10 protein-coding genes are annotated in these 11,119 nt (G+C 42.2%); 7 read left to right on the top strand and 3 right to left on the bottom strand.

The window, feature by feature from the left end; all coding sequences use genetic code 11:
* Positions 1 to 109: 109 nt before the first annotated feature.
* Both fdhF and rpsO read right to left on the bottom strand, forming a co-directional pair.
* Complete coding sequence (gene fdhF, locus MTT09_RS07570) at positions 110 to 2,386, bottom strand: formate dehydrogenase subunit alpha (RefSeq protein ID WP_429803402.1); 2,277 nt, start codon at positions 2,384 to 2,386, stop codon at positions 110 to 112.
* A 358-nt stretch (positions 2,387 to 2,744) separates the two neighbouring features.
* A complete protein-coding gene (gene rpsO, locus MTT09_RS07565; protein WP_004317763.1) occupies positions 2,745 to 3,017 on the bottom strand; it encodes a 30S ribosomal protein S15 in 273 nt (90 codons plus the stop codon).
* A gap of 212 nt (positions 3,018 to 3,229) precedes the next feature.
* Here rpsO and MTT09_RS07560 point away from each other — a divergent pair, with 212 nt between their 5' ends.
* Genes MTT09_RS07560 through MTT09_RS07530 form a run of 7 tightly spaced genes read left to right on the top strand, consistent with a single transcriptional unit; the run spans position 3,230 to position 9,738 of the window.
* Positions 3,230 to 3,634 (top strand): Rrf2 family transcriptional regulator, encoded by a 405-nt coding sequence (locus MTT09_RS07560; RefSeq protein WP_004317794.1) that lies wholly within the window; start codon positions 3,230 to 3,232, stop codon positions 3,632 to 3,634.
* Positions 3,635 to 3,636: 2 nt separating this feature from the next.
* Positions 3,637 to 5,832, top strand: coding sequence for a flagellar biosynthesis protein FlhA (gene flhA, locus MTT09_RS07555; protein ID WP_021092283.1), 2,196 nt, complete (start codon positions 3,637 to 3,639; stop codon positions 5,830 to 5,832).
* A 9-nt stretch (positions 5,833 to 5,841) separates the two neighbouring features.
* Positions 5,842 to 6,867, top strand: a complete 1,026-nt coding sequence (locus MTT09_RS07550; RefSeq protein WP_429803401.1) for a DHH family phosphoesterase — start codon at positions 5,842 to 5,844, stop codon at positions 6,865 to 6,867.
* Positions 6,864 to 7,091, top strand: coding sequence for a hypothetical protein (locus tag MTT09_RS07545; RefSeq protein ID WP_012140046.1), 228 nt, complete (start codon positions 6,864 to 6,866; stop codon positions 7,089 to 7,091). Before MTT09_RS07550 ends, MTT09_RS07545 begins: the two co-directional genes overlap by 4 nt.
* A gap of 9 nt (positions 7,092 to 7,100) precedes the next feature.
* Positions 7,101 to 7,511: a tetratricopeptide repeat protein gene (locus MTT09_RS07540; protein ID WP_103569328.1), complete on the top strand. Its 411-nt coding sequence runs from the start codon at positions 7,101 to 7,103 to the stop codon at positions 7,509 to 7,511.
* 17 nt (positions 7,512 to 7,528) lie between these two features.
* Positions 7,529 to 8,458 (top strand): aspartate carbamoyltransferase catalytic subunit, encoded by a 930-nt coding sequence (locus tag MTT09_RS07535; protein ID WP_002942659.1) that lies wholly within the window; start codon positions 7,529 to 7,531, stop codon positions 8,456 to 8,458.
* A gap of 2 nt (positions 8,459 to 8,460) precedes the next feature.
* Positions 8,461 to 9,738, top strand: a complete 1,278-nt coding sequence (locus MTT09_RS07530; protein WP_103566983.1) for a dihydroorotase — start codon at positions 8,461 to 8,463, stop codon at positions 9,736 to 9,738.
* A gap of 88 nt (positions 9,739 to 9,826) precedes the next feature.
* Here the strand turns inward: MTT09_RS07530 and MTT09_RS07525 are convergent, their stop codons facing one another.
* Positions 9,827 to 11,116 carry a M28 family peptidase gene (locus MTT09_RS07525; protein WP_429803400.1) on the bottom strand — a complete coding sequence of 430 codons (1,290 nt, stop codon included), beginning with the start codon at positions 11,114 to 11,116 and terminating at the stop codon, positions 9,827 to 9,829.
* Positions 11,117 to 11,119 lie beyond the last annotated feature (3 nt).

Genomic DNA, 11,119 nt, shown 5'->3' with positions numbered 1-11,119 from the left:
TTTAATCATAAACAGTGAATTTAAAATTTAGATTTTGCTTTGCAATGTCAGCATTTTTGAATAATGAAATTTAATAATAAAGAAATTTAGCGGGAGTTACCCGCTAAATTTACTCATTTATCGCTGCATTTCCGTGGTGGTGGAAGTCATCGTAGATGATCTTTGAAGTTTGGAATTTCTCGCGTTTTAGCTCGCGAACTCGTAAAAATTCCTCTTCATCGATCTTTTTGATCTGGATAGCTGCTTTAAATGTCGGAGTCTTGCTGATGTAGTCCCAACCGCTGCTTGTTAGCTCGTTGCAAGAGCTCTCCCAGTAGTGGAAAGTCATCTGTATGATGCCATCAGGCACGATGTCAGTCACTTCAGCTTTTACGACGATGTAGCCGTATCTACTCCAAGCTTTGATGAAGTCGCCTTGTTTTAGTCCGTATCTCTCTGCTAGCGCTGGGCTCATCTCAGCGATAGGTCCGATGCTATCTCCGCCTTCTTCGATGGCACGTGAGCGTCTTGTCATGGTGCCAACGGTGTATTGATAAACTTTTCTTGTAGTTAAAAGCTGTATCGGATACTCAGCGTCAGTCTTCTCATCGACTGAACCAGCCATGATAGGATACTCTGGTGACATATTCATCTTCTTAGCAAACTCAAGTTTTGCGCTCTCGATCTCATCAGCCTTATCCACAAATAGGCATGGCACGAAGCGGCCTTTACCATCAGGTGTAAAGAATTTCTTATCAAGATAGAGGCTTTGACCACCCATATCATCTTCAGTTGGGCATGGCCAGTGAAGTCCGTGATATTTTTTAAGTCTATAGTAGCTCATACCGCCGTAGCGTCTAGGGTCGCATTTTCTAACTTCTTCCCAAATTTCTTCTGGTGAGCTAAAGTTAAAGCCCTCAGTTGCGCCCAAACGACGTGCGATCTCGCAAACGATCCACCAGTCTTGTCTAGCATCACCTGGAGGTGTGATGACTGCTTCGTTGTGCTGGACACGGCGCTCTGCATTTGTGTAAAGACCCTCTTTTTCACTACTTGCAACGCCAGGGAGAACGACGTCAGCTTTTAGCGATGTTTCAGTTAAAAATAGGTCTTGAACCACGTAGAAATCGACATTTGCGATGCCTTTTAAGAAGTGGTTTGTATTTGGCTCAGAGATGACCGGGTTTTCACCGATAGTCCAGAAGAAATGCACTCTGCCATCAAGGATCGCATCAGGTACTTCAGTTTTATGGATACCTATCTTTGAGTTTAAAAATCCAGGCTCAAGGTGCCACATTTTCTCAAACCAAGCTCTTTGCTCTGGGTCAGTTACTGAACCAAGATTTGGGAAGATATTTGGTAAAACGCCCATGTCGCAGCAGCCTTGAACATTCTCTTGACCTCTAAGCGGCAAGTCGCCTGTGCCAAGCTCGCAGATATTGCCAGTGATCAAGAATAAATTTGATACATCGCAAACTCCGCCAACGCCGTGGTTGAAGTGAGTTACGCCCATGCCGTGAGTGATGACGGCTGGTTTTGTGGTGGCATACATTCTAGCAGCTGCTCTGATATCCTCTGGATTTAGCCTTGTGTATTTTGCTACAACCTCTGGAGCATAGTCTTTGACAGCTTCTTTGACGTACTCGATGCCTATTGTGTGGTCTCTTACAAATTCCTCATTTACAAGGCCTTCTTCGATGATAGTGTAAAGAAGTGCGTTGATAACTGGGATGTTGTGCTCAGGCTCTAGCTGCAAGTGGATGTCTGCTCTACTTGCAAACTCAGTCTTTATAGGGTCGATAACGATCAGTTTTGCACCGCGGTTTAGCGCTCTTTGGATGTGCATAGCTGCGATTGGGTGGCCATTTTCTGGGTTTGAGCCTATCATTAATATACAGTTACTATAAGTGCCAATCTCTGTAAAGCTATTTGTGGCAGCTCCGTTTCCGATTGTTTTAGCAAGTCCTGCTACTGTCGGAGCGTGTCAAATTCTAGCGCAGTGGTCGACGTTGTTTGTGCCTATGACTGCACGCATTAGCTTTTGAGCGACGTAGTTGTCCTCTAATGTACAGCGTGCTGAGAAGTTACCAGCAAGTGCATCTGGGCCGTATTTCTCTTTTGCCTCTTTCATCTTTTCTACGACAAGATCAAGTGCCTCGTCCCAGCTAGCCTCTTCAAATTCACCATCCTTTGAAAAAACGCCGTTTTTCTTTCTAATAAGCGGCTTTGTAAGTCTATCTGGACTTGCAACGTAGTCCCAGCCATAAAAGCCTTTTAAACATAAATTTCCTTGATTGACTGGATTGTCTTCGACGCCAGTAGCGGCACGAACGACGTTGTTTTCCACGTGCAAGGTTACTTGACAGCCTGTCCCGCAATAAGGACAGATGACTTTGCCTTCTTTCATCACTTTCTCCTTCTAATTATGCATTTTCTGCATATTTATTTTGAGTAATATTACTAGTGCGAAACTTAATCTTTTATGAAAAATTCTTTATTTAAAAAATAAATTTTAATTTTAAGTTATATTTTATATAAAATTTAAAAAGCCGAATATATAGGAATTTAAAAAATATGCTAAATTTGCATGAATTTCTAAAATTTATCAAATAAGAAATAAATTGTGTAAATTTGACACAAAAGCTGAAAGATGAAAAATTAAATTTAAATTTAGTTTGAGACAAGCTATTTAAACTATAAAAATAAAGAGAAATTTTGAAAGTAAAAGTGAAATTTAAAAGGAGAGCAGGTCGCTCTCCGTGGGATTATTTATCTCTTAAGCCAAGCTCAGAGATTAGTTTTGAATATGTAGTGTAGTCTTTGTTTTTAAGATACTTTAAAAGTCTTTTTCTTTGACCAACTAGTTTCAAAAGACCTAAACGTGATGAGAAGTCTTTTTTGAAAATTTTAAGGTGTTCTGTAAGTTCAGTTATTCTAGCTGTTAAAAGAGCTATTTGAACTTCTGGAGAGCCTGTATCTCCCTCTTTTCTAGCGAATTTCGCAACTATCTGAGCTTTTTTAGCCGAATCCAAAGCCATGATGACCTCCTGATTGGTGAATTTTGGAAGTTAAACAATTTTTTGCTTTTATACTTTTAGCACCATGATGACCTCCTGATTGGTGAATTTTGGAAGAGCGATTATAGCATTTAAAACATAAAGTTAGATAAAATTACGCTTTTTAAAAATTAATGAAAAATGCAGTAAAAATTTAATAAAATTAGGGCTATTTAAAGAGTTAAGGAAGATAAATGCTTTTTACAAAGGCAAGCGAATACGCTCTACTTTCGCTTATTTTAATATCTCAAAAATCATCGCCAGTTGATGTTGATACGATCTCAAATGAGCTTAAAATTTCAAAAAGTTTTCTGGCAAAAATTTTACAAAATTTGGCAAAAGATGGGGTTTTGAAGTCATTTAAAGGAGCAAATGGCGGTTTTGCACTAAACGGCGAACCTGAAAATTTAAGCATAAAAAAGATAATCGAATGCGCTGAAAAGCGCGAACTAAGCGTCTTTGAGTGCTCATCTTCAGCGCTTGGCTGCCCGTCAAACAAAGCCTCAAGCTGTCAAATTTGGTCGATGTTTAGCGGCCTTCAAGGCAAGATCGACGAGATGCTTGACGCGATCAAACTAAGTGACATTGTTAAGAAGTAAAGTTGGCAAAGCAAAAAAATAATATCTTGACTCTTGTCGCACCGTTTCTTGCGCCAATTGTCAAATTTAAAAGTCTTAGCATCGTTGGCATCATCGTTGCCATCCTTGCTATCATCATCGTGCCGCTTCCAAGTGCGGTGCTTGACTTTTTCTTAGCACTTTCGATCTCGATTTCAGTGCTTATTATTTTGATATCTATTTACGTGCCAAAGCCAACTGACCTTAGCACGTTTCCGACGCTCATTCTCATCATCACGCTTTTTCGCCTTTCGCTAAACATCGCAACTACGCGTATGATCTTAAGCGAGGGTCACAACGGCCCAGAAGCGGTAAGTGAGATCATCTCAAGCTTTGGAAATTTCGTCGTTGGTGGCAACTTTGTCATCGGCACCATCGTTTTTTGTATCTTGGTGCTCATAAATTTCATGGTCGTAACAAAGGGTTCAACCCGCGTGAGCGAGGTGCAAGCTCGTTTTACACTTGATGCGATGCCAGGTAAGCAAATGGCGATAGATGCGGATCTAAACGCAGGTCTAATAGACGAAAAAACGGCTCGTGAAAGACGTCAAGCCATCATCGGAGAGGCAAATTTCTACGGCGCGATGGATGGTTCGTCTAAATTTATAAAAGGTGACGCCGTAGCCGGTATCATCATCACTATCATAAACATCATCGGCGGCTTTGCTATCGGCTCATTTCAACACGGCCTTGATATGGCGACATCGGCTCAGTACTATACGATCCTAACTATCGGTGATGGCCTAGTTAGCCAGATCCCAGGACTTATCACTTCAACAGCGACCGCCATCATCATCACAAGGGCTAGCAAGGATGACGAGGACTTTGCAGAGGGCACGCTAAATCAGCTATTAGGAGACTATAAAACCTTGCTAATAGTAGGCTTCATACTATTTATGTTTGCCCTTGTCCCGGGACTTCCGACGCTTTCGCTTGGCTTTATAGCACTGCTATTTTTAGGGCTTGGCTACATCATCAAGCAGACCAAAGATGGTGGGCTAAATTTAAACCTTGCGCCAAAAGAAAAAGCAGCTGGTAAAAAAGCTGGCGGCGCTGCGCCAAGTGGGGCAGGGGCAGCAGCTGCGAGTGGTGGGGCTGCTAAGGCACCAAAGAAGAGCGACGAAGAGATCGCAAGAGAAGAAGAGACGAAGATAAATGACATCTTAAAGCTTGAAATTTTAGAGCTTGATCTAGGATATGGCCTACTAAAGCTAGCTGACGTGGATCTGATAGAAAGAATTCGTGCTATGAGGCGAAATATCGCTTCAAGTCTTGGCTTTTTGATGCCAAAGATAAGGATACGCGACAACCTTCAGCTACCACCAAACGAGTACCGCTTCAAGCTAAAGGGCATCATAATCGGTCAGGGTGAAATTTATGCGGATAAATTTCTAGCGATGGATAGCGGACTAGTGAGCGAGGATATCGAGGGAATTCCGACAAAAGAGCCAGCTTTTGGGCTAGACGCTCTTTGGATAGATGCTAGCGTCAAAGAGGACGCCATACTTAGTGGCTACACGATAGTTGATCCTGCAAGCGTCATCTCAACGCACATGAGTGAGCTTATCAAGCAAAACGCAGCCGAGCTTCTAACTCGCCAAGAGACGCAAAATTTACTAGACAAACTAAAGATCGACTACCCAGTCGTGGTTGAGGATACGCTAAGGATCGCACCTATAAATTTGATCCAAAAGGTCTTAAAAACGTTGCTTAAAGACAATATCCCGATCAAAGACCTACTTAGCATACTTGAAGCCATCAGTGACATCGCCGAGGTTAGTAAAAATTTAGATATGATCATCGAGCACGTGCGTGCAGCGCTTTCGCGTGTCATCACCTCGCTTTATGTAGATGAAAAGGGACAGCTAAATTTTTATATCCTAGACACCGCCGCACAGCAAAAGCTGATGGACGCGGTGCAGTATAAAGACGGAGCCTATCACCTGATGATAAATGTAGCGCAGACATCATCGATCGTGCAGGCGCTAAGGCGTGAAAAAGAGAAGCGGCCGATGAGCCAGCATGGAGAAATGGTGCTTTGCGTGGAGCCAAGCTTGCGCAAATTTATAGCAAATATCTGCGCAAATTTCGCCATCGACATAGTGGTGCTAAGCTTTGCTGAGATCTCAGCAAATACGCCATTTGAAACAGTTGGCGTCATAGAAATAGAAAATTTATAAAGGAAAACGATGAAAATTTATCACCTCTCACACACCGATCTTGACGGATACGGCGCACAATACATAACAAATTTTTACTTCAAAGATGTGAAATTTTTAAACTCAAACTACGGCAGAGAGATAGATGATAAATTTGCTCAAATTTTATCTGAGATAGATGCCTCAAATGATGATAAAAACGTCATTTTGATCACTGATTTAAATTTAAGCCTAGCTCAGTGTGAGAGCTTTGAGGAGATGATAGATGGTAAAAACATAAAGCTATTTTTGCTAGATCATCACCAAAGTGGTGCCGAGTGTGCGAGCGCTTACTCATGGTACTTTTTGGATAGCTCAAGGTGCGCTACAAAGATCACTTACGACTTTTTTGCGGGCATTTTTGGTCAAAACAAAGAGCTTGAAATTTTTAGTGACGTCGTAAATGCCGTGGATATCTGGCTAAAAGATGATAAAAATTTCGAGATGGGTAAGGTTTGCTTGGGGCTTGTGGCAAATGCTAAAGAGATAAACAAGGTGATGTTTGAAGCTGAAAACAACCTTTATATGGATCATCTCTTAAAAGAAGCTAGCAAATTTTTTAACGAGAAAAACGACTACATAGGCCTTGACATGCAGGTGCATGCTATTAAGAAGTCATTTTTCAAAGAGGATAAAGACGATACACTAAGCAACCTGATCTCAAACTACGTCGTAAAAAAACTTAGTGAAAACAAAGAGAAATTTAGCATCACCTATAAAGATCATAAAGGAATTTTAACTTACAATATCGGCAATGTTTCGGTCATCGGCAACGACTTTTTAGTGGCAAATCCTGAATTTGACTTCTTTATCGACGTGACAAATAAAAAAACGCTAAGCTTTCGTGCAAATGGCAAGCTTGACGTTAGCGCCATGGCAAAACACCTAGTTGGCGGAGGCGGACACGTCAATGCAAGCGGCGGGCTATTTGCAAATTTCAAAGATGGCTTTAGCTATGAACCGATCAAGGCGCAGATAGTTGATCTAATAACTAAAAAAACACAGGAGGAGATATGAAAGAAGAAGAGGTAAGCGTAGAGGAGCTTAGCTACGAGCTTAGCATGGTGCTTGAGGCGATGTTTTACTATGCTGGAGTGAAAAAAGAGAAGCTTGAAGAGGCGGCAAATCTCTATGTTGAGTGCATCGACGATGCGCTAGAGAACTCTGATGCTAGCGGTAGCGACGAAGTCATAGAGATAGTTGAATATATGAAAAAACACCATCCAAAGTTATTTAAATAAGGAGAAAATATGAAGAAAATTTTAGTTTTAGCGGCGGCACTTTTTGCGCTAAATGCTATGGCAAATGAAAATTTAGACAAGGCAAATGAGCTTTATGCAAAGAAAAATTTTAACGAGGCCTATCTTGCTTTTAATAAAGCTTGCGGTGAGGGCGAGAAAAAAGCCTGCACGATGAATGCAATCATGCTATTTAACGGCGATGGCGTGGCAAAAGATAGAGCTCAGGCTGAGAAAATTTTTACAAAAATGTGTGACGAAAATGAGGGCATGGCTTGCGAAAAACTAGGCGAAATGATCGCTTATGGCCTTGTAAAAGATAAAGACGCAAACGAAGCAAAGAACGAAGAAAAAGCAAAGGCTTTGTTTAAAAAAGCTTGTGATAACGGCTACAAACCAGCTTGCGACTTTGTAACAAAATAGATCAAAAAGGGCTTAAAATGGGCTACAAACATAAAGATTTGATAGGAACTAGAGAGCTTAGCAAGGAAGAAATTTTATATTTTCTAGAGGCGGCGAAAGAGTTTAAGGAGCTAAATTTAAGCCAAGTGAAAAAAAATGACTACCTTCGTGGAAAGACCACGATCAACGCATTTTATGAAAACTCGACAAGAACTAGAACATCCTTTGAGATCGCAGCAAAGAGGCTTGGGGCTGATACGATAAATTTTAGCTCGTCAAGCTCTAGTGTGACAAAGGGCGAGAGCCTAAATGACACGATGAATAACATGGCTGCTATGAGAACCGACATCATCGTGCTTCGTCACCCAAGCTCTGGAGCGGCGAAATTTGCAGCTGATAGGACAGAGGCTAGCGTCGTAAATGCAGGGGATGGCACAAATGAGCACCCAAGCCAAGCTCTGCTTGATCTTTTCACACTAAGAGAGCATGGTAAAATTTTGGATAAAAACCTAAACGTGGCGATCATCGGTGACATCGCTAGAAGCCGCGTGGCAAGGTCTGACATCTGGGCGATGAAGAAATTTGGCATAAATTTAAAGCTCTTTGCGCCAAGGATGATGATGCCAAAAGACGCTGAGGTATTTGAATCTCAAATTTGCAAAAATATGGAGGAGGCTTGCGAGGGCAGCGACGTCATCATCATGCTTCGCATCCAGCTAGAGCGTGGCGGTGCGGACGTAGCGTTTCCAAGCTCGAGGGAGTACTCGAAATTCTTTGGACTAAATAAAAATAGGATAAAGCTAGCAAAGCCTGACGCGATCGTACTGCACCCAGGACCAATAAATAGGGGCGTGGAGTTAAACTCAGACGTGGCTGATGGCACGCACTCAGTCATACTAAATCAAGTTGAAAACGGCGTTGCTATAAGAATGGCGATACTAAATACGCTTGCAAAAAATAGGGGCTAACGATGAAAATAGCAATAATTAACGGCACTATCGTAAATAGCGACGAGAAATTTAAGGCAAATATCCTAATAGAAAACGGCAAAATAGCCAAAATCGGAAGTGAGAAATTTGAGGCTGATAAGGTCATAGACGCTACAAATAAGCTCGTCATGCCAGGACTTATCGACATGCACGTGCATTTTCGCGATCCTGGTCAAGAGTACAAAGATGACATCATCTCAGGCTCGCAAGCGGCCGTAGCTGGAGGAGTGACCACCTGCCTTTGCATGGCTAACACAAACCCAGTAAATGACAACGCCTCGATCACAAGGGCGATGATAGAAAAGGCTAAAAACTGCGGACTGATAGATCTTTTACCGATCGCAGCCATTAGCAAAGGGCTTGGTGGCAATGAGATCGTTGAAATGGGCGACCTTATAGAGGCTGGAGCAGTTGCATTTAGTGATGACGGCCTACCAGTGACTAGCTCAAGCGTGATGAGAGCGGCACTTGAGTACTCAAGCATGTTTGGTAGCTTTTGCATAAGCCACTCAGAGGACTGCTCGCTTTGCAGGCAGGGTGTCATGCACGAGGGTAAGGTCTCAGCCATACTAGGGCTTCGCGGCATGGCGAGAGAAAAAGAGGAGATCGCAGTGAGCCGTGATATGCTGCTCGCAAAGCTCACCAAAGCGCACATCCACATCGCTCACGTAAGCTCAGAGTACTCGCTAAAGATCATTGAGATGGGTAAAAAAGAGGGCATAAACATCACTTGCGAGGCGACACCTCACCACTTTAGCTTTAGCGACGATGAAATTTTGAAAAATGCCTACGATACAAATTTCAAAATGTCACCGCCACTTCGCGAGATAAGCGACGTAAAAGCGGTAAGAGAGGCGCTAAAAAGCGGCCTTATAGACGTTATCGCCACCGATCACGCCCCACACCACACGGACGAAAAGATAGTGGAATTTGACAAGGCGCCATTTGGTATCATCGGACTTCAAACCCTTGTGCCGCTCACTCTTAAGCTCGTAAATGAGGGCGTTATAAGCTTAGAGCGCATGGTCGAGCTAACTTCTACAAACGCAGCTAAGATGCTAAATTTAAAAGATAAAGGCAGACTAGCTGAGGGCATGCTAGCTGATATCGCAGTGATAGACCCTGAGATTGAGTATGTTTATGATGAGAAGATAAACCGCTCAAAATCAATAAACTCTCCACTCTTTGGCAAAAAGCTAAAAGGCGCAGCGACTACCACGATAAAAAGTGGCAAGATCGTTTATGAGTTTGGAAAATAGTATAAATTTGCTCGCACTTGCGGGCAAATTTGGCTTAGATGCTTTGAAATATAAAATTTGCTAGAAATTTCTAGCAAATTTTGGTTTTTTATGAATTATATTTTTTAACGATACCGCGAACAACTTTTTCGATAAAAAGCGCAGAAGCTACTTCGCAGTGCTCTCTTGTAGAGTGAGGTGAGTAGATGTTTGGTCCAATAGAACATGCACTAAGATCTGCTTTTTTCTCTAAAAGCACACCACACTCAAGGCCCGCGTGCACAGCTGTTATCCTTGCATTTGGCTTATAAATTTTAAGCTCTTCTAAGATATCGTTTGCAAATTTATCATTAACTGGTTTCCAAGCTGGGTTTCTATCTTTTGAAATGACGCTAAAACCAACCGCTTTTGCAAGCTCTGAAATTTCAAATTCCATTCTATTTAGCCCATCTTTACTCATTGATCTTGCAAAAAACTCCACTTCAAGTGTGCCATCATCTTTGATCTTTGCAAGTGAGAGATTGACGCTATCTTGTGGGATGCCTAGCTCGCAGTTGTAGGCTCTTACGCCTTGTGAAAATGAGTTGATAAGTGCTAAAATTTTCTCGCCATTTTCTAAAATTTCATCTCCCTTGCCAAGCTTTTTCACACTTAAATTCTCACACTCGCTCTTTAGCTCCTTATCACTTAAAACCAGTGCAGTTGCGCCGCTTGGGATAGAGTTGCTTCGCTCGCCACCTTCAAATTTAACAAGCTTACAACCATTTTTAGTCACAAATGCCGCCAAAACCTTGATCGCATTTGGGATATTTTTATGTATCTCGTTGCCAGAGTGTCCACCAGGTAGGCCGCTCACTTTTACTTCGTAAAGCGTGCTCTCTTTTGTTTTTTTGCTATTAAGCGAGATAGTGGCAAATAAATTTACACCGCCAGCGCAGCCGATAGTGACGCGGTCGTCCTCTTCGCTGTCTAAATTTAAAAGTTTGTCAGCCTTTAGATTGCCACTAAAACCAGCAGCTCCGACCATGCCGACCTCTTCGTTGTTTGTAAAGAGGCACTCTATGTCGTCAAATTCGCTTATCATCTGCATCATGATAGCCACGCCTATGCCGTTATCGGCACCTAAAGATGAGTTTTTAGCCCTCATATAGCCATCATCGCCATAAACTATCTCGATCTTTGGCGCATCGCCCATACAGACCATATCGTAGTGACTTTGCAAGCAAATTTTTGGTTTGCCTTTAAATGCATGAACGTTGCCAAAACTATCGACCACGACTTCACAGCCCTTATCTTTTGCATAGCTAGCCAGAAAATCACGCATCTTATCAGTCTCGTAACTGCAGTGTGGTATCGCTGCAAGTGTCTCAAATTTCGCTAAAACTTCGCTCTTTGACATATT

It is taken from the genome of Campylobacter concisus (assembly GCF_050447505.1).
Lineage (GTDB): Bacteria > Campylobacterota > Campylobacteria > Campylobacterales > Campylobacteraceae > Campylobacter_A > Campylobacter_A concisus_BP.
The sequence above is the reverse complement of the archived record's forward strand: the minus strand, read 5'-3'. Positions and strand labels throughout refer to the sequence as shown.

Coding starts and splice junctions, on each gene's coding strand:
- MTT09_RS07530 (WP_103566983.1), top strand. CDS start 8,461: ATGAAAATAGCAATAATTAACGGCACTATCGTAAATAGCGACGAGAAA.
- MTT09_RS07540 (WP_103569328.1), top strand. CDS start 7,101: ATGAAGAAAATTTTAGTTTTAGCGGCGGCACTTTTTGCGCTAAATGCT.
- MTT09_RS07525 (WP_429803400.1), bottom strand. CDS start 11,116: ATGTCAAAGAGCGAAGTTTTAGCGAAATTTGAGACACTTGCAGCGATA.
- MTT09_RS07550 (WP_429803401.1), top strand. CDS start 5,842: ATGAAAATTTATCACCTCTCACACACCGATCTTGACGGATACGGCGCA.
- MTT09_RS07545 (WP_012140046.1), top strand. CDS start 6,864: ATGAAAGAAGAAGAGGTAAGCGTAGAGGAGCTTAGCTACGAGCTTAGC.
- MTT09_RS07535 (WP_002942659.1), top strand. CDS start 7,529: ATGGGCTACAAACATAAAGATTTGATAGGAACTAGAGAGCTTAGCAAG.
- MTT09_RS07560 (WP_004317794.1), top strand. CDS start 3,230: ATGCTTTTTACAAAGGCAAGCGAATACGCTCTACTTTCGCTTATTTTA.
- rpsO (WP_004317763.1), bottom strand. CDS start 3,017: ATGGCTTTGGATTCGGCTAAAAAAGCTCAGATAGTTGCGAAATTCGCT.